We start from the raw sequence: 17239 nt of genomic DNA on the forward strand, positions 1-17239 counted from the left end.
TCTTTTAAAAATAACAAAAAAATAAATAATAATATGTTTCTTTTTTAGTGTTAATTGATACGTTCTTGGATATATATATCTGTTTTCATTTGTTTAATCTTTAAAGAAAATTGAACTCAAGTTTAGAAATTCCAGTTATCAAATCAAACAAATCGAAAATGTTTGAATTGATAAGTTATGAAAAATTTCGCGATACAAAAGATGTAAGATTTTTTGATATTAGTGTTAATGAATCAAACTATAGAGATCTAGTTATTCACAGTGGGCCTGCAGTTAGTCCTCCAAATGATGAAGAATTTAAGAATTGGCAATTTTACATACATCACAATCAAGAAGATAATCTACTGGCTATCTCCGGGGGAAGAACATTTTTTCTTGTCAATTTTGGCTGGGATTATCCTTTTTATAAAGTTAGATTAGAATCTTGCGGATACATTTTAAGAATACCTAGAGGAACTTTTCATAGATCAGTATCTGACGAAAACGGTTCCATAGTTTTAAATCAAGCTATAAGAGACAAAGGCGGTACAGTTGAATCTGAATTCAAGGTTACGAATAGCAAAGATAACAAAAAACTTCTAGATTGTATAACTAATTTAGAGCCTAGATTCAAAATTTATAGTGTTAAATAACTTTAAAAAGGAGTTCCAAATTTAGTCATCAATTTTAAAAATTATCTAATTGTTATAAAATAATAATATTCGAATTATCTAGTATGAAATTTTTCAGATTTTTAAAATATTTTTTATGCATAACTTTTTCTTTCTTAGTTTTATCCTCTCCAGTTTTTGCTGGGGCAAATGTAGCTGTTAAGGGCGAAGGAGATGAAGTTCCAAGTTATGTAAGATCTAATATTACTGGATTTGATTTCCATGGAGAGGATCTTCATTTGTCATCTATAGCTGGAGCAGTTGCCAGAGATGCTGATTTTAGTGACGTTGATTTACATGGGACAACCTTAACCCTATCTGATTTAAAAGGTTCTAATTTAAATGGAATCGACCTGACCGATACTCTTTCTGATCGAGTTAATTTCCAAAAAACAGATCTTAGAAATGCTGTTTTAATAAATATGATCGCATCAGGTAGCAGTTTTGCAGGAGCTCAAATAGAAGGAGCAGATTTTTCTTACGCTATTCTTGACAGCGAAGATCAAAGAAATCTTTGTGAAATTGCTGATGGGATCAATCCAACTACAGGCGTTTCAACAAGAGAAAGTCTTGAGTGTAGTTAGAACAAAAACCATAAGTAAAGTTATTATAAATAAACTTTTTTACCATTATTAAATTTATAAATCCTTTGATCATCATCTTGAAATATCATTTCACCATTTAATTTGGATTTCTTAAATTTTGAAAGCCTTGCTCTGTGTATATTGGATTTTCTATTTATATTTTCTTCTTTATCATGAATTCCAATATAAATATTTATATTAGGATTTGAAAAGGTTTTTTCTTCCTCTCTTAAAAAAATTCTGTCAATATTTGTTTGCGTGCTCTGCAGTTTATTTTTAAATTTAGCTAATTTTAGATTCTTTGGTTTTTTAGAATTAATTTTTTTGTAGCAAAAAAAAATAACTCCTAAAATTAGAAAAACTAAAAATATTTTCATTACTTAATTTTTATTTTAATATCTACGCCTAAGTCACTTTTATTAGTTAATATTTCTTTTTTTATGATTCCGTAAGTAAAAATTTTAGATAAAGTTTTTAAAGATTTAAAAACTAAAAAAACAGTAAATAAAAAGAAAATAATAATGTTTTCTACAAGTAGATTTTTATTTTTGTTTTCTAAATTACTCATATAAATCTTAAATCAATTATTTTTAGTGGCTATTTGCATATGGGCCGAAAAATTCACTTGCGTCTCTTCCCATTACTTTAGCAAGATGTAAACTTTTATCTATATCCCATTTTGATGCCATTCCATAAATAATACCAGCCGCAAAAGAATCGCCACATCCATAAGAATCAACCTTTAATTTTTTGTTTTTAAGAGCCTTATATCTTCCTCCAGGGAATAGTATGCCTCCATTCTCTCCCTCCGTTTTAATAGTATATTTAGGTTTTCTGGATAATTCAGAAAAAGAAAAAACTTCCCCTGGATCAAGATTACTGCCAATTAATCCATCTAAAAGGACATTTGATTCATTAATTGTATTTAATCCTACCCTTGGTGTTGTACACAGTATTGGAGCTGATCTAGCCATTTTAAAAATCTCTGAGTCAGATGCAGTAATAAAAATTCCATCCATTTTTTTTAAAATGTTCCATTCTAACTTGTCTTTATGAGTTGGAGCTAACCTTTCTCCAATAACTGTTATTGCTCTTTCACCTTGAGAGTCAATTAAACTAAATCCTCTTCTAGTTGGTTTATCCCGCCAAGCTACATGCAACTTAATTCCCATATTTGAAAGAATCTTGAAACACTTATCTCCATAATCATCATTACCTAATGACGTAAAAAAATGAATTTGGTTTAAAGTTAAATCAGAAAGTATTTTCGCAATAATAGAGCCACCACCAGCTGGGTACTCAAGGGACTTTTCAGAATGAGAAATGACTCCTCTTTTTGGTAATTGATCGACCCTTAAAAAATTTATCCACTCAACATGACCAACTACAGCAAAATTTAAATTTCTTTTTTTAAATTTATAGTCTTCAACTTTATTATTCTTTTCAACAACCATAAGCTTTTAAATACTATTATTAAAAGAAATATTTTTGAAAAGTGAATTCATTTCTTATTTTAAAAGATAATAAACAGATACTATCTTATCTTTACCTTTTTCTATCAATTTTAGGTGCTATCCTGCCAATGTTGGCAAATTTCGAATTTGCCAGGGAATATGGGAATAGCTTTGATATAAATAACTTCATTTCTTTAGCGAATGCAAACCCTGCAGCTCAGTCAATTTCTAGAGACTTATTAGTAGGTGCAAGCGCTATTTTTATATGGATAGTTAATGAATCAAAAAAACTAAACATGAAGAATATGTGGGTTGTATACATTGGAACTTTTCTTATAGCCTTCGCATTCTCTGCACCTTTTTTCTTATTTCTAAGAGAAAGAAGAATTATTGAATTAGAAAAGATTAATTAAAATAATCTCTTAAATAGAACTGCAAATACAATAAAGCAACAACATGAAATTGAAAGCCAGATTATTGAAGCATAACCAAATAGATCTAATATGCGCCCTGAAATAAATGGGCCAAAAAAATAACCCATAGCGAAACATTGTGATAGAAGAGCAAGTGCAAACCCTTTTTTATTTGAAGGAGCTATTCTGAAAACGACATCAGTTGATGTTGGAAGAAATGAAGCAGTCCCTAAACTTACTAAAATCAATGAAAAAGAAATTAAATAAAAAGCTGGCATATTTAAATAGCTAGAAATAAATAATAAAAATGAAGCGAAAGAGAAATTTATTAAACTAAATTTTAAGCCAAATAATCTTCCTTTCTTAGATATCCAAGAACCGACAGGCCATTGTAAAAACAATAATAAAATTAACTGAATAGAAATTATAAAACTAATAATTTCTTTGCTTAATGCATCGCGATATACTCCACCTTTAACAAGGTCCAGAGGCAAAGTTACTTGAATCAAAGCTAAAGAGGTAGTAATCAATAAAATAGAAAAAATTATTATCGTTGAATTTTTATTCCATTTCAATTGCCCCTGATTGGTTGGATCTACTAATTTTTTTTGGAAATTTTCTAAATTTCTTTTAATAGAAGAACTATTTCTAGATATATAATATGTGATAACTAACATGCAAAATATATCATTAATAAATATTGATTTAGAATACAAAAAATTAGTCATAAAGCCCCCTAATAAAACACCTAGAAATATTCCTAAAGCCTCCGAACTTCTAACTAGAGCATAAGCTTTGCGTGTTTCAATAGGATGGCAAAAATAGGGGACACCAAACTCCGCAGCAGGCCAATATATTCCTGCAGCCGCGCCAACAAATGATTGTCCAATTATGTACAAAAAGGTATCTCTTGAAAAAATGAGGCATAAGCTAGCGGCAATACTTAGTATTGAAGAAGTAACTATTGGAAATTGTATTTTCCCTGTTTTATTAAGATAATTACCTGTAAAGATTCTTGTTATGGTTCCAATTATTGCTGAAATGGTAAAACCCAAGCCAATATCTGTTGCCGATAATCCTATGTTATTAAAAATAAGTGATGTTAAATAAATAACACCTCCTGCACCAAATGAAGCGTAAAATCTTATCTTGGTTATTAACCTCAAATGATATGGAAATTTAATCCACCAATTTTGGCTAATTTGTAAACTATTTGGACTAATCACAAGTGAAATACATTTTTATAATTTTTTTTAGTTTTTGTGGTTTATTTTTAAATAATGGTTTAAAGGCTGCTGAAAAAATAAATATTAAATTTGAAGAGATGGAAATCCCTCTTACTATAGAACAATTATCAAAATTAGAAAAATACAAAGATGATTCAACAGAATTAGTAGATTGGTTAAAAAAAAATAGATTAATAAGAGTTTTTGAATTATCAAAATTTTTAGAATTTCCAGTTTTCAAGGAAGAGGGATTAAATAGAGAAATATTAAGAAGTTGGATAGGGCGTAAAATTCTTACAGAATTAAGCAGAAGCATTAAAGTTCCAAATGACAATAATGGAACAGAAATTTATAACACTATAGAAAATTTATTAGATCAAAAAAAAGAAGTTTCAACTTTAGAAATCATCAAGGCATTACCATCAGAGGAAATTTCACTAGATATTGATAATTTAATTTTAATAATTTCATCTTGGAAAAATGAATTATCAATGCAACAAGAACTTTTATCCAAATTAAACAGACTTGAAAGAACGAACCATAATGTCTTTAAAAATAAGGAAAAAAAATCAACTCAAGATCTATTAAAAATTGATAAAAAAATTTATGCTCCTCACCGAGTGAAACCTTTTGAAATTGAAATATGGAAAAGAAATAAAACAAATGATGATAAAGAACTGATAATTTTTATGCCAGGACTTGGAGGCGAAATTAGTAATTTCAAATGGATAGGCAACGAATTGGCTAAAAGAGGTTGGCCAATATTATTCATAGATCATAGAGGGAGTAATTTAGAATCATTCTTAGAAGTACTCGACGGGAAGGAGACAATACCAGGAAGTGCAGACTTTTTCTTATATAGAATTAAAGATTTAGATGCTGTATTAAAAGCTCATAAAAATGGAGAATTTGGTTTACCTAATGATTCTTATATTTTAATGGGGCATTCACTAGGTGCTTTAATAGCACTTTTATATGAAGGTAATAAACCTGCTGATCAACTAGAGGATAAATGCGATTCGGCATTAAAAGACTTTGCGGTAACAAATTTATCTAAATTACTTCAATGTCAGTTGAGCGAAATACCATTCCATAATAAAAATAACACTCATAAGGCCAGTGCTATTATAGGTTTCAATTCATTTGGCAGTTTAGTATGGCCAAAAGAAAATAGTACAGGCATTAAGACACCAACTCTTCTAATAGGTGGAACGTATGACCTTATTACACCTTTAATGAATGAGCAATTTAAAGTTTTTTCTGCTTTAAATAATCCATCAAATAGATTTCTAATTATTGAAGGAGCAAGTCATTTTTCTCCAATCAGAATAAATAAAAGCCATGAAGGAAATAATGACGTGTTCAAAATAAGTAAATCTTTTATTGGTTCAGAGCCAATATTAGTACAAGATTTATCTATGAAATTTATAATTGAATTTTTAAAAAATATTAAAGAAAATAAGATCCCTAAAGTAGTTAAAAACCAAAGAGATTTGGGACTTAATTACCATCTTTTAGATATTAAAACTTTAAAAGAGCTTTCAAAAAATTAGTACTCTATTCTTGGGTCTAAATAAGCGATTAAAATATCCACGAAGAGATTCAAAGAAACTATGAGCATAGAAGTAAAAATTACAATTCCTTGAACTAAGGTATAGTCTCTCTGAGAAATTGCTTCATATAATCTTAAAGCAATACCTGGCCATGAAAAAGTTACTTCGAACAATAGAGTACCTCCTGCTAATGACGCCATAGTTAAGCCAGAGATGGTGAAAATTGGCAATAGAGCATTAGGCAATGCATGGTTTACAAAAATTTTTTTCCTCGATATCCCTCTACATAAAGCAGCATTTACATAATCACTTTTTAATGACTTATCCAAATTTACTCTAAAAGAACGACTGAATATACCACTCAAAAGAAAGCCCAGTGTAATGGAAGGAAGTGCGAGATGAAAAAGGCTATCATTCAAAGAAATAATATTATTTGAAAGAATACTATCTAAAACTAGAAAACCTGTAATTTGAGGTTGTTGCTGAAATATTGGAAATCTACCTCCAATTGGGGAAATATTAAAAAATACAGAAAATAATAATTGCGCTAACATCGCACCCCAAAAAGGAGGAATAGCATATGTGGCAATCCCTAATATTCTTGCAATATAATCACTCTTTTTACCTCTATTTCTCAAGCCAATTAATCCCAATGGGAATCCTATTAGTGTGGCACTTAATATTGAAAAGAATCCAAGCTCAAGACTTGCAGGCAAGGACTTAAAAATAATATTTAGGACTGGCTCTTCAGTACTAAGAGATTGGCCAAAATCTAAGTGCGATATATTTTTGATATATGAAAAATATTGATTTATAAAAGGTTCATTTAGCCCCAATTTATTTCTTAGAAATTCTCTTGAAACCTCATCGGCTCCAGATCCAAGTATGGCATCGACAGGATCGCCGGGAGCAACTCTCAATAAAATAAATACTAGTGAAGAAATTATCCATATCATTATTGGTATTAATGAAATTTTTAATAAGGAGTAATTTAATAGTTTATTTAAATTTCTACTCATCAATTAACTTAAGATCACTCAATGAAATTATTCCTGCACCATTAAAAATAGGTTTTGATATTTTATTTTGAGACCATGCTTTTTGAGAGGATATCCAAATAGGAATATAAGGAATTGCATTTGCTGCTATTTTTTCAATTTCATCAAGTTTTTCTAATCTTTTAATTCCACTTATTTTTTCACTCTCAAGGAATAAACCTTCCACTTTATTAGATCCCCAAAAACTACCGCTGAAAACTGATTCTCCTTTTTTACATATGCCATCAACTATTTCATTACAACTTAAAAGAGGAGTGAGATAGGCTTCTGGATCTGAATAAGCTCCAGTCCAATCGAGAATAACTGCTGTATAAAATCCTAAACTTAGATTCTTATAAATTGTTGTAGATTCAACCCCATTGAGTTCAATATCAAGACAATCTTTCAAAGATTTTTTAACTTCTTCCTGCCATGTCAGGGCAATAAGCTTGTCAGCTGGTACATTCGATCTATAAGTAAGAGGTATTTTCAGAATATTTCCATTACAATAATTTTCCTTTTGCAATAACCTTCTCGCTTCTGAATAGTCATATTTAGGCCACAAATCTTGATTATCTTTTTTTAATATCGGAGGAATAATTGATCTAGCAGGCTTCCTTAATCCATAACTTACTTTATCACTAATTAATTTTCTATTAAGACTTTTTGCCAAAGCCAGTCTTAAATTAAGATTACTTAAGGGATAAGAACTAGTTTTAAGACTTATAAAACTTAATTCAGTGAAAGGGCTATTACCTTCTTTAAACTGTTTATTTTGGCTTAAATTACTTAGACTTTTTCTCTGACTATCATCAATTGAATTTGATAAGAGTACATCAATTTGTTTACTTTTTAAAGCCCCAAAAAGAGAAGATGAATTTGAATATCCCACAAAACTAATACCCTTATTTAGAACCTTTTCACCCCAATAGTTCAAATTTGGTTCAATTAATTGAACTTCATTAGAAAAGCTTTTCAGGACATACTTGCCAGTACCAACGAATTTTTCATTTAAAAACTTTTCAGAATATTTTTTATAAAATGTTGGAGATATTGGAGTTAAATTTACTGATGTAAGTAAACCATTTAAAGAACTTGATGGTTTATTTAAATTTATAATGACTGAATATTCACTTGGGGTTTCTATTGATTTAATCTTATTTCCTAAAATGTAATTCATAGTTCCAATTCTTTTAAATCTATCAAAAGTAAACTTTATTGCATTTGAATTTAATGAAGTTCCATCATGAAAAAAAACATTCTTTCTTAAATTGATAGTTATTTGAAGTCTATCCTTTGAAATAATTGGCATCCCTGATGCCAATTCAGGGATTAATTCCCCTTTGGAATTTAATTCATATAAAGTGTCTCCCAGAGAACTGATTAATTGAATTGCTTTAAGAGTATTAGCTCTCGCTGGATCTAAAGATTCAATTTTTCCAGAACTTGCTACTATGATTTTTTTAGATATTCTTTTTGAGCCGCAAGAATTCTGAAAAAAAGAAATTAAAATAATGAATATTGATAAAAAAACTTTTTTTTTCATGTTTCTTAAATAGTTAATTATTCTGAAGAATTATTTGAACAAAGAATTTGCATAGTAATATGACCAATTTCTAAAGGAAATGTTTTTTTAGAATTACAGGCGAAAGGCCACTCTCTCACCCAACAAATTTCTTTACCTATATTTATTCCAATTACTTGAAAAGTCTTTTTACTATTTTTAATTTTTACACAAGCCCCTTTGTAAAGGTTTTCAGAACAAATTAAATTACTATTTTCATGTTTGTTTTCAAATAGTTTGGGATGGATCATGAAAGTGCTTAAACCAAACATTTACTTTCTTCGGTTTAACAGGCTATAAAGAAATTTGCAAACTTTTTTTTTAAATACAACTTAATTGACTTGCAATAATTTTGACTTCATTTAGCGAATTTATTTCATATTTTGATTTCTCAAAATCTCCATTATTCACTTCATGAGTAATAACGACAATTTCAGCTTTGTCCTCACTTGCATCTAGTTGAACGATAGATTCGATTGATACATTATTCTTTCCAAAAATATCTCCAATTTTTCCTATAACACCTGGACTATCAAGACAAATAATTCTAAGGTAATTTTTTTTATTTATTTGTGAGCTTCCTATGATATGACAGTTTCTCCAGAAATCAAAAGATAATAATGGATCGATTGAATTATTATTTTTTACTGAAGCGGCATGAAGGTTTAATATATCTGATACTACTGATGCAGCCGTTGGACCACTCCCTGCACCTGGACCATACAACATTATCTCTCCAAGAGGATCAGCCTCTATCAATAAGGCATTGTTAACTCCCTTAACTGTTGCCAATGGATGAGATTTTGGAATCAAAGAGGGTCCTACCCAAATATTTAAAGCAAGTGAATCATTATTATTAATTAGTCCCCTTTCGGAGAGCGCTAATAGTTTTATTTCAAATCCTAATTTATTGGCATATTCGATATCCTTAAGATTTATTTTACTTATGCCCTCAGAATGTATCTCCTCTCTTTTGATTTTCCCTCCAAATGCAAGTTCACTAAGAATTGAAATTTTATCAGCCGCATCATGGCCCTCAACATCTGCAGTTGGATCAAATTCAGCATACCCAAGGCTTTGAGCCAATTTTAAAGTTTCCTTATAATCAGCTTTTTCATTTGTCATTTTTGAAAGAATAAAATTTGTTGTCCCATTTATTATCCCAACCATTTTTTTTATACTATTACTTTTTAATGATCTTTTTAAGGGTTCAATTATAGGAATCCCCCCGCAAACTGCCGCCTCTGACAATATATAAACTCCTTCTTTAGATGCGGTTCTATATATCTCTTCTCCGTATCTTGCAATAACTGCTTTATTTGCTGTAACAACAGATTTCCCTAATTTTAATGATTGCAGAATAATATCTTTCGCTAAATCAACCCCACCCATTACTTCAACAATTACATCTATGGTGGGGTCATTAATTAATTTAAATGGATCATCTGTTAATAAATTATTATCTAGCTCAATATCTCTTTTTTTATTAAGATCTTTAACTGCTATTTTTGCAATTTCTATTTCTTTTAGAATTGGATGCGAATCAACTTCAGAGCTTAATATTTTATAAATTCCTGAACCTACAGTTCCAAAACCTACAATCCCAATTTTGCATTTTCTCATTTTTTATTTCTTTAACTTTGAGTTTAATTTTATATTATTAGACCTACAAATATTCATTTGCTTGAGACTGCATTTTCAATAAAATGTTTAAAAAACCATTTGATCTTGAAGGCGTTAAGCTTGCTTTTAAACCAGTATCTTCTATAAATTTCTTATCTATTTTTACAACATCATTTGGTGTTAATTCATTTAACCCAGTAATTAAAAATGCCAACAAACCCTTTGTTATGAGAGCATCAGAATATCCTTCCCAAAATAATTTACCGGCTTTAATAGTTGCCTTAACAAAAACTTCTGAAACGCATCCTTTAACTTTATTCTCTTCAACAAGGATTTCACTACCTGGTTCTTTTAATTTTTTGCCTAACCACAAAATGTATTCATATTTTCTTTTTGGATCTTCTGATTTCTGCAACTTTTCTACTAATTTTGATAAATTATTGTACTTTTCCTTATTTTCCATTTAATAATACAAATTAATAACTTTATGAGGTTCTTATTATACAAATATTTCTTTTTCTGTGATGAAGCCCGATAAAGGAATATCCCACTCAGCTCTGGTTAAAGGAATTGTACTAACACAATTAGAAGTTAATACTCCAATGCATGGAACATTTCTCCAATCACTATCTCTCCTTAATTTATCAAAATAACCTCCTCCATAACCCAATCTTGTTAATTTTTTATCAACGGAAAGACATGGTACAAATATCATGTTTATCTGCGAATGACTTAATGGGGAAGAGTTATTTGGACTTAGTATCCCCTCAGAATCTTTGGTAAGAGTTTTTTCGTCCCATGGATAAAATAACAACTCTTTTTTTTCTTTACATCTAGGCAAAGCTAAAGTAAATTCTTTCTTGAGACTTCTTATATCAACTTCATTTTTTAGAGGCCAATATATGGCTATATAACCAATATTTTTATATCCCTTAACAAATTCATCAACATATAATCTTACATTCTTTTCTACGTTTTCTCTTTGATTAAGAGAAATCCTATCTCTTAGTTTTCTAAACATTTCCCTCTCCAATTTCTTATTTTCAAAGATCGTCATATTAAATTTTCAGTTAAAGCCTTCCTCATTTAGTTTTGTGAGTGCTATGGCCAATGCATCTGCTGAATCATCAGGTTTTGGAGGTTTGTTAAGATCTAAGTCATACATAACAGCGTCAAGAATATCTTTCTTAGATGCCTTTCCAGACCCTGCAATTGTTAATTTTATCTGAGCAGGTGAATACTCACTAACATGAATTTTTTTAGATGCCAATACCATCATAATCACGCCTCTGGCCTGCACCACACTAATGGTAGTGCTTGACCTGTAAAAGAAAAATTTTTCTACTGCAGCTGCAGTTGGGTTCCAATGATTTATTAATTCATTAAGATCTTGGAATATCTCATAAAGTCTATCTTCTTCTTTCTTATCTTTACCTGTCTCAATAACGCCGCAGTCCAATAATATCTTTCTTTCATTTTCTATCTCAATTATTCCATAACCAACTCTAGCTAATCCAGGGTCAATCCCAATTATTCTCACTTTTATTAAGCTTCAGCAGACAATTGAAATTTTGAAAGATTTTCTTTTTCATCTAAATCAAATACTTTACAAAAAGCTTGAACAACTCTTTCACCTGAATCAACTTGTTCTAATGGATCTTTTCTAAGTCTATGTCTTAAAGAACAAGAAATAACCCTTGCTATGTCATCTTCTTGCACTTCAGTTCTGCCCTCAAATGCTGCAATTGCCCTAGCAGACCTATTTGTAACAATATCCCCCCGTAAACCATCCACATCTAGTTCTCCGCAGATTGCAGAAATATTCAATCTTAAGTCATCGTCCATTTGAACTGAATTTAATATTTCTTGTGCATTAATAACTTTTTGTTGAAGTTCAACCTGTTGTTTCTCAACACTCAATGAAAACTCATCAGGATTATCATCAAAAGAAGTTCTTTGATCAACTACTTGAACTCTTAATTCAGCATCTCTAACTGTCTTAACTTCAACACTCATTCCAAACCTGTCCAATAGTTGAGGCCTTAATTCACCTTCTTCTGGATTTCCTGAACCAATAAGGACAAACCGCGCAGGATGTCGAACAGATACTCCCTCCCTTTCAACAGTATTCCATCCGGAAGCTGCCGAATCTAAAAGTACATCAACTAAGTGATCATCAAGTAAATTCACTTCATCAACGTATAGTAAACCCCTATTAGCTTTTGCTAATAGACCCGGTTCGAATGCCTTAACACCTTCGCTCAAAGCCTTCTCTATATCAATGGTGCCACAAAGCCTGTCTTCAGTAGCCCCTAAAGGCAAGTCAACCATAGGTACTTGTTTTTGAATACTCTCTAGATTTTCTCCTTGAGTAATCTTTTCCAGAACTTCTTTACTTTGTAAGTCAGGATCAACTAGTGAACTATTATATGGATCGTCTTTAACAACATCGATTGCAGGCAACAAATCAGCTAAGGCTCTAATGGTAGTAGACTTTCCAGTCCCTCTATCACCCATTATCATCACTCCTCCAATTCTTGGATCAATAACATTTAACAAGAGAGCCAATTTCATTTCTTCTTGTCCAATTACAGCTGTAAAAGGAAAAACTCTTCTTTTCTTTGTTGTAGGCACAGTTTTAGTTTTCTTAAATATTCAAATAATCAATAGATGCTACTTCAGAAAATGTTTTTAGTAAATATCCCTATCAAATTAAAACAAGTTGCCAAAAATAGCTAATCAAATTTATACTTACCTATTTTTTTTTGAATTGTTCAAAAACCAGTTTATTTGATGGACAATTCCTCTTAAAACATTTATTTCTTTCATTGATGTATTTGCCCTCAAAATAAAATTTTTAAATTTACTGATTTTTGCCTTTGAGGTGTGTTTTAAGAGATATCCAACTCGCAAAAGCATTTCTTCTAACTCCACAAATGTATCATGTACTTCTTTCGATGATGCCAAGTTAAAAACTTTTAATTCATTATTTAAATTCTTTTTTGAAGACTTATTTAATTCATACAAAACTATTGAAACAGCATGTGAAAGATTTAATGAAGGATTATTCTCAGAAGTTGGAATATTAAAAGTTTTATTTGCCTGAAGTAATTCACTGTTAGTTAAACCTCTATTTTCTCTTCCAAATATAATTGCTAAATTATTTATCTTCTCAAAAGATAAAGTCCAATCAAATATATCTTCCGAAGATACAAAAAATAGATCTTTATTAAAATCAATCCTTCCACAAGATGCTAGAACCAAATCACAATCAAAAATTGCTTTTTGAAGATCATCATAAACCTTACAATTTTTAAGAAATTTTTGGCCTTTAAGAGCCATTTTTTTTGCTTCTAAAGAAAATATGTCGCATTTAGGAGAAACAATTCTTAATTCATCAACGTCAAAATTACTGCATAATCTAGCAACACTTCCTACATTTAAAGGACCATTTGGTTCAACTAAAATTATCTTTAGATTAGAAAAATTTTTTCCCAAAATCATTCAAGACTATGAAGATATTTCAATAAATTGGACATATTTTCAGGATCAATTTCAAAACTTGGCATCGGAGGAGTTAGGCCTCCAGTAACTTGTTTTATTATCTCTTTATCATTCAAGCGTTGAGTTATTGAGTGCAAGTCTGGGCCCACTAATCCTCTTGCTGTAATTCCATGACATCCAACGCAATTTATCTTAAAAAGAGCATCTCCTTCCTCAGCAGAGCCATTAAGCTCAAGAGTTTCAATAATATATTTGTTATTTTCATGATGATTTAACCAAAATATTGAAAAACAAATCAATAAAACTCCAAATACAACAAAAACAATTTTTAAGATTTCTCTCTTAAAGTCTCTTTCTGCTGCAGTTGATGAAGATGTTGACACAAAAAATATTCTCTATGTAACAATTGTGAGTAAGAAATTCAAAAAAGGCAAAAAAATGATCGAGCCTCTTCTATGTGGAATTGTTTTAGGATTGGTTCCAATAACTCTTCTTGGACTATTCGTAAGTGCATGGAATCAATACAGAAGAGGTTCAGGGATGCTGGACATTGATTAAAAATGTTAATCTTGATTGCCCATAATTTCTTACATCTATAGTTTCCCACAAAGTACTTTTTTTAATAAAAAGTTTTGGAGAATGTTCACAAATAACTGTTGAATCTTTTTTTAAAAGATTACAATTAAATAATTGATTTAAAACTATTTCATGGAAATCCAGATCATATGGAGGATCTAGATAAACAAAATCAAATTTTAGTTTGTTTAAATCGATATTTTTAGATGATAAGTTTCTCTCATAATTAGGTTTTGTCCATTTCAAAACGTCTTTACAAATAACTTCGATATCATTTCTCCTATTCTCTATATTCTCCAAGGAGAGTAAATTTTCTAAGCAAATTTTTGAGTTGATTTTGCTTTTTTCAATTGCAATTATTTTGCTTGCCCCGTGATTATAGGCTTCACAAGATATTGCCCCTGTTCCACTAAATAAATCTAGCCAGTTACTATTTTCAACTCTTTTGTTCAATATATTAAATATGGCCTCTCTCACTCTCAAAGTTGTGGGTCTGGTGTAAGAATTATTTGGAGTTTGTAGTTTTTTACCACCTATTAATCTTAAGTTAGTCTTCATCCCTAAGCATCTGTTATGGAATATTACTCAGCCATCTTCTCAAAAGTTTTTCACCGGTTTTTCCAGATTTTTCCGGATGAAATTGACAGGCCAATAAATTATCATTCTCAATCATTGCAGTTAATTTTTCAGAGCCATAATCTACCTGAGCTGCAATAATATTTAAGTCATCTGGGATTGCATGATAAGAATGTACAAAATAGACCCAATTATCTAATTCTTCAATCCCAAATAAAGTATTTTTTTTGGTAGGTAAAAGTTGGCACCAACCCATGTGTGGGATTCTTTGGTTAACAATATTAGGAATTTTTTGTATTTTTCCTTTCAAAATTCCCAGCCCTTGAATTTTTCCTTCATCACTAGATTCAAAAAGGAGTTGGAGACCTAAACATATTCCAAAAAAGGATTTCCCACTTTTAATCCAATTTTTCAAATCAGTTATCAAATCTGTATTTATGAGATTATCCATCGCTGGATCAAATGCTCCAACACCTGGAAGTATTATCGCCTTACAAAACTTGGAATCATTAAAGTTTTTAATCAATATAATTTCTTCTCCAAGACTTTCTAGAGATTTTGTTACGGAATGAATATTACCCATTCCATAGTCTATTAGTCCAATTTTATGCAAAGCTTTTAAATTTATAAATGCTTAGTTAAAGTGCTTGAGAGAGTAGCTTTTGGTACAGCACCAACAACGGTATCAACCTTTTGACCTCCTTTAAAGATCATTAATGTAGGAATACTTCTAATCCCGTATTGACTGGCTACATTTGGATTCTCATCTGTGTTTAATTTGAAAACTTTAATTTTGCCTTCAAAGTCTTTTGAGATTTCTTCTACAACAGGAGCGACCATCCTACATGGACCGCACCATGGTGCCCAAAAATCAACCAATACTGGTAGATCACTTTGCAGTACATCTTTGTCAAATGAAGAATCAGTTACGGCGGGAGCTGATGACATAATTTAAGTATTCCTTTTTGAAAATTTAGCAGGCAATTCTTTTAAGTGATGATTTCATTACAGATTAAATAATATAAGTAACAAAATATCTAAAAAAGCCCGATTAATCGGGCGATTTAGTGTGTGAGGAGTATGGGGTTTCCCCCATCATTTCATAATAACTCCTAATTAGAAAATTTTTCAAATTAATACTTAATTCACTAATGATTTATAATTTTGCTCTAAGTGAACTACTTACCCATCCCAAGCTGCTGAGCTTTTTGATAAACCTTACCTTCTGTAAGAAGCGATGGTGCGATAACTATTTCAACTTCTTGCATTTCTTTAATATTTTTTGCCCCAAGAGTACTCATTGAGGTTCTAATGGCTCCTAATAAGTTATGTGTCCCATCATCAAGCAAGGCAGGACCTTTAATTATTCTTTCTAAGGATCCTGTAGAACCAACTTCAATTCTTGTGCCCCTTGGCAATAATGGACTTGGAGTAGCCATACCCCAGTGAAATCCTTTACCGGGAGCGTTTGAGGATTTAGCTATTGGGGATCCAATCATTACAGCATCTGCTCCACATGCTAAACATTTGCAGATATCTCCGCCAGTAACAATTCCTCCATCACCAATAATAGGAATATAACGACCTCTTTCTTTAAAGTAATCATTTCTTGCCGCACTACAATCAGCAATTGCAGTTGCTTGAGGGATTCCAATTCCCAATACTCCTCTTGATGTACATGCAGCTCCAGGTCCTATCCCAACCATCAATCCTGCAACTCCAGCATCCATAAGAAGTTTGGCAACATCGTAAGTAACACAATTACCTGCAACAACTGGGACGTTCATAGATTGACAGAGATTTTTAATATTTAAGGTTTCCTTACCTTCCATGCCAAGATGTTCAGTGGAAACAACTGTTCCTTGAAGAAAAAATAAATCAATTTTGGAATTATTAAGTGTTTCTTTAAACTTAATGGCAGCTTGAGGAGTCCCACTGAAAGCTGCTATACCTCCTCTCTCTTTGACCTCATTTATTCTTTGTAAAATCAATCCCTCCTTGACCGGTTCACTGTATATTTTCTGCATTAATGGAACGAAATCATTCTTCCCGACTGATGCTATTTTGTTCAATATTTCATCAGGGTTTTGATATCTTGTTTGTATACCCTCCATATTAATAACCCCTAGGGAACCTAATTTTGTAAGTTCTACAGCCGTATTGACATCGACAACACTATCCATGGCACTAGCGACAATAGGAACTTCTCTTTTGAAATCACCTATTGACCAAGAAGGATCAGTCAAATCGTAATCAACTGTTCTTTTACCAGGAACTAAAGCTATTTCATCGATGCCATAAGCCCGTCTGACTTTTTTATTTAAACCAAGTTCAATATTCACGATAATTTCCTTTTATTCTGATTAAATTAACAACTAAAGGGGTAATAAGCCAAGATTTATTCAAAAACAACAGGTTTTATTTTGATTTGTGCGTAAATGTTAGTATTTGGGAATTAAATAAATCTTTTTTTTTATTC

23 protein-coding genes are annotated in these 17239 nt (G+C 30.8%); 5 read left to right on the plus strand and 18 right to left on the minus strand.

The genetic code is table 11. The annotated features are described in order from the left end of the window. Nucleotides 1-158 precede the first annotated feature (158 nt). Nucleotides 159-632, plus strand: a complete 474-nt coding sequence (locus EV02_RS06590; protein WP_032519191.1) for a hypothetical protein — start codon at nt 159-161, stop codon at nt 630-632. An 83-nt stretch (nt 633-715) separates the two neighbouring features. Beyond that, nucleotides 716-1234 (plus strand): pentapeptide repeat-containing protein, encoded by a 519-nt coding sequence (locus EV02_RS06585; RefSeq protein WP_025955840.1) that lies wholly within the window; start codon nt 716-718, stop codon nt 1232-1234. A gap of 23 nt (nt 1235-1257) precedes the next feature. On the opposite strand, the gene EV02_RS06580 is transcribed toward EV02_RS06585, so the two are convergent. The 3 genes from EV02_RS06580 to EV02_RS06570 are packed head-to-tail and all read right to left on the minus strand — an operon-like array spanning nt 1258 to nt 2688. After that, the gene (locus EV02_RS06580; RefSeq protein WP_032519064.1) at nt 1258-1611 is read right to left on the minus strand and encodes a hypothetical protein; all 354 of its coding nucleotides are present in this window, start codon (nt 1609-1611) and stop codon (nt 1258-1260) included. Further along, nucleotides 1611-1802 (minus strand): hypothetical protein, encoded by a 192-nt coding sequence (locus EV02_RS06575; protein WP_032519065.1) that lies wholly within the window; start codon nt 1800-1802, stop codon nt 1611-1613. Before EV02_RS06575 ends, EV02_RS06580 begins: the two co-directional genes overlap by 1 nt. A 22-nt stretch (nt 1803-1824) precedes the next feature. Then, nucleotides 1825-2688, minus strand: a complete 864-nt coding sequence (locus EV02_RS06570) for a carbohydrate kinase family protein (RefSeq protein WP_032519066.1) — start codon at nt 2686-2688, stop codon at nt 1825-1827. A gap of 41 nt (nt 2689-2729) precedes the next feature. Between EV02_RS06570 and EV02_RS06565 the strand changes: the two genes are divergently transcribed. Beyond that, complete coding sequence (locus EV02_RS06565; protein WP_032519067.1) at nt 2730-3101, plus strand: DUF2834 domain-containing protein; 372 nt, start codon at nt 2730-2732, stop codon at nt 3099-3101. Here EV02_RS06565 and EV02_RS06560 read toward each other — a convergent pair. Beyond that, nucleotides 3098-4327, minus strand: coding sequence for an MFS transporter (locus tag EV02_RS06560; protein WP_032519068.1), 1230 nt, complete (start codon nt 4325-4327; stop codon nt 3098-3100). The genes EV02_RS06565 and EV02_RS06560 overlap by 4 nt on opposite strands. A 2-nt stretch (nt 4328-4329) precedes the next feature. Here EV02_RS06560 and EV02_RS06555 point away from each other — a divergent pair, with 2 nt between their 5' ends. After that, nucleotides 4330-5880 carry an alpha/beta fold hydrolase gene (locus tag EV02_RS06555; protein ID WP_032519069.1) on the plus strand — a complete coding sequence of 517 codons (1551 nt, stop codon included), beginning with the start codon at nt 4330-4332 and terminating at the stop codon, nt 5878-5880. Here the strand turns inward: EV02_RS06555 and EV02_RS06550 are convergent. From EV02_RS06550 to EV02_RS06505, 10 genes are all read right to left on the minus strand, one after another. Next, nucleotides 5877-6899, minus strand: a complete 1023-nt coding sequence (locus tag EV02_RS06550; protein ID WP_032519070.1) for an ABC transporter permease — start codon at nt 6897-6899, stop codon at nt 5877-5879. The genes EV02_RS06555 and EV02_RS06550 overlap by 4 nt on opposite strands. Beyond that, nucleotides 6892-8463: an ABC transporter substrate-binding protein gene (locus EV02_RS06545; RefSeq protein WP_032519071.1), complete on the minus strand. Its 1572-nt coding sequence runs from the start codon at nt 8461-8463 to the stop codon at nt 6892-6894. The genes EV02_RS06550 and EV02_RS06545 overlap by 8 nt, the downstream gene beginning before the upstream one ends. 17 nt (nt 8464-8480) lie before the next feature. Continuing rightward, entirely contained in the window at nt 8481-8753 is a 273-nt protein-coding gene (locus EV02_RS06540) for a hypothetical protein (RefSeq protein WP_032519072.1), read from the minus strand. Between the two features lie 49 nt (nt 8754-8802). Beyond that, nucleotides 8803-10104 (minus strand): homoserine dehydrogenase, encoded by a 1302-nt coding sequence (locus tag EV02_RS06535; protein ID WP_032519073.1) that lies wholly within the window; start codon nt 10102-10104, stop codon nt 8803-8805. A gap of 43 nt (nt 10105-10147) precedes the next feature. After that, nucleotides 10148-10567 carry a SufE family protein gene (locus EV02_RS06530; RefSeq protein ID WP_032519074.1) on the minus strand — a complete coding sequence of 140 codons (420 nt, stop codon included), beginning with the start codon at nt 10565-10567 and terminating at the stop codon, nt 10148-10150. A gap of 36 nt (nt 10568-10603) precedes the next feature. Next, a complete protein-coding gene (locus EV02_RS06525; RefSeq protein ID WP_032519075.1) occupies nt 10604-11161 on the minus strand; it encodes a 5-formyltetrahydrofolate cyclo-ligase in 558 nt (185 codons plus the stop codon). A 9-nt stretch (nt 11162-11170) separates the two neighbouring features. Continuing rightward, nucleotides 11171-11644: a crossover junction endodeoxyribonuclease RuvC gene (gene ruvC / locus EV02_RS06520; protein WP_032519076.1), complete on the minus strand. Its 474-nt coding sequence runs from the start codon at nt 11642-11644 to the stop codon at nt 11171-11173. Between the two features lie 5 nt (nt 11645-11649). Further along, nucleotides 11650-12738, minus strand: coding sequence for a magnesium chelatase ATPase subunit I (bchI, locus tag EV02_RS06515; RefSeq protein WP_032519077.1), 1089 nt, complete (start codon nt 12736-12738; stop codon nt 11650-11652). 117 nt (nt 12739-12855) lie between these two features. Next, the gene (locus EV02_RS06510; RefSeq protein ID WP_032519078.1) at nt 12856-13608 is read right to left on the minus strand and encodes an RNA methyltransferase; all 753 of its coding nucleotides are present in this window, start codon (nt 13606-13608) and stop codon (nt 12856-12858) included. After that, complete coding sequence (locus tag EV02_RS06505) at nt 13605-13991, minus strand: c-type cytochrome (RefSeq protein WP_032519079.1); 387 nt, start codon at nt 13989-13991, stop codon at nt 13605-13607. Before EV02_RS06505 ends, EV02_RS06510 begins: the two co-directional genes overlap by 4 nt. A gap of 55 nt (nt 13992-14046) precedes the next feature. Between EV02_RS06505 and petG the strand changes: the two genes are divergently transcribed. After that, nucleotides 14047-14166, plus strand: coding sequence for a cytochrome b6-f complex subunit V (gene petG, locus EV02_RS0108630; protein ID WP_011376619.1), 120 nt, complete (start codon nt 14047-14049; stop codon nt 14164-14166). On the opposite strand, the gene rsmD is transcribed toward petG, so the two are convergent. The 4 genes from rsmD to EV02_RS0108635 all read right to left on the minus strand — a co-directional run bounded on the left by rsmD (nt 14143) and on the right by EV02_RS0108635 (nt 17102). Further along, nucleotides 14143-14742: a 16S rRNA (guanine(966)-N(2))-methyltransferase RsmD gene (gene rsmD / locus EV02_RS06500; RefSeq protein ID WP_032519082.1), complete on the minus strand. Its 600-nt coding sequence runs from the start codon at nt 14740-14742 to the stop codon at nt 14143-14145. The two genes, petG and rsmD, sit on opposite strands and share 24 nt — an antisense overlap. Before the next feature lie 13 nt (nt 14743-14755). Then, the gene (gene hisH / locus EV02_RS06495; RefSeq protein WP_032519083.1) at nt 14756-15373 is read right to left on the minus strand and encodes an imidazole glycerol phosphate synthase subunit HisH; all 618 of its coding nucleotides are present in this window, start codon (nt 15371-15373) and stop codon (nt 14756-14758) included. Between the two features lie 11 nt (nt 15374-15384). After that, nucleotides 15385-15708, minus strand: coding sequence for a thioredoxin (gene trxA, locus EV02_RS06490; RefSeq protein WP_011376622.1), 324 nt, complete (start codon nt 15706-15708; stop codon nt 15385-15387). Nucleotides 15709-15938: 230 nt separating this feature from the next. Continuing rightward, entirely contained in the window at nt 15939-17102 is a 1164-nt protein-coding gene (locus tag EV02_RS0108635) for a GuaB3 family IMP dehydrogenase-related protein (RefSeq protein ID WP_032519085.1), read from the minus strand. Between the last annotated feature and the right edge of the window lie 137 nt (nt 17103-17239).

This window comes from Prochlorococcus marinus str. SB (assembly GCF_000760115.1).
Lineage (GTDB): Bacteria > Cyanobacteriota > Cyanobacteriia > PCC-6307 > Cyanobiaceae > Prochlorococcus_A > Prochlorococcus_A marinus_D.

Excerpts from the sequence above, each read along its gene's own strand:
- EV02_RS06590 (WP_032519191.1), top strand. The coding sequence starts at position 159 with ATGTTTGAATTGATAAGTTATGAAAAATTTCGCGATACAAAAGATGTA.
- EV02_RS06585 (WP_025955840.1), top strand. The coding sequence starts at position 716 with ATGAAATTTTTCAGATTTTTAAAATATTTTTTATGCATAACTTTTTCT.
- EV02_RS06580 (WP_032519064.1), bottom strand. The coding sequence starts at position 1,611 with ATGAAAATATTTTTAGTTTTTCTAATTTTAGGAGTTATTTTTTTTTGC.
- EV02_RS06575 (WP_032519065.1), bottom strand. The coding sequence starts at position 1,802 with ATGAGTAATTTAGAAAACAAAAATAAAAATCTACTTGTAGAAAACATT.
- EV02_RS06570 (WP_032519066.1), bottom strand. The coding sequence starts at position 2,688 with ATGGTTGTTGAAAAGAATAATAAAGTTGAAGACTATAAATTTAAAAAA.
- EV02_RS06550 (WP_032519070.1), bottom strand. The coding sequence starts at position 6,899 with ATGAGTAGAAATTTAAATAAACTATTAAATTACTCCTTATTAAAAATT.
- EV02_RS06545 (WP_032519071.1), bottom strand. The coding sequence starts at position 8,463 with ATGAAAAAAAAAGTTTTTTTATCAATATTCATTATTTTAATTTCTTTT.
- EV02_RS06540 (WP_032519072.1), bottom strand. The coding sequence starts at position 8,753 with ATGTTTGGTTTAAGCACTTTCATGATCCATCCCAAACTATTTGAAAAC.
- EV02_RS06535 (WP_032519073.1), bottom strand. The coding sequence starts at position 10,104 with ATGAGAAAATGCAAAATTGGGATTGTAGGTTTTGGAACTGTAGGTTCA.
- EV02_RS06530 (WP_032519074.1), bottom strand. The coding sequence starts at position 10,567 with ATGGAAAATAAGGAAAAGTACAATAATTTATCAAAATTAGTAGAAAAG.
- EV02_RS06525 (WP_032519075.1), bottom strand. The coding sequence starts at position 11,161 with ATGACGATCTTTGAAAATAAGAAATTGGAGAGGGAAATGTTTAGAAAA.
- EV02_RS06510 (WP_032519078.1), bottom strand. The coding sequence starts at position 13,608 with ATGATTTTGGGAAAAAATTTTTCTAATCTAAAGATAATTTTAGTTGAA.
- petG (WP_011376619.1), top strand. The coding sequence starts at position 14,047 with ATGATCGAGCCTCTTCTATGTGGAATTGTTTTAGGATTGGTTCCAATA.
- rsmD (WP_032519082.1), bottom strand. The coding sequence starts at position 14,742 with ATGAAGACTAACTTAAGATTAATAGGTGGTAAAAAACTACAAACTCCA.
- trxA (WP_011376622.1), bottom strand. The coding sequence starts at position 15,708 with ATGTCATCAGCTCCCGCCGTAACTGATTCTTCATTTGACAAAGATGTA.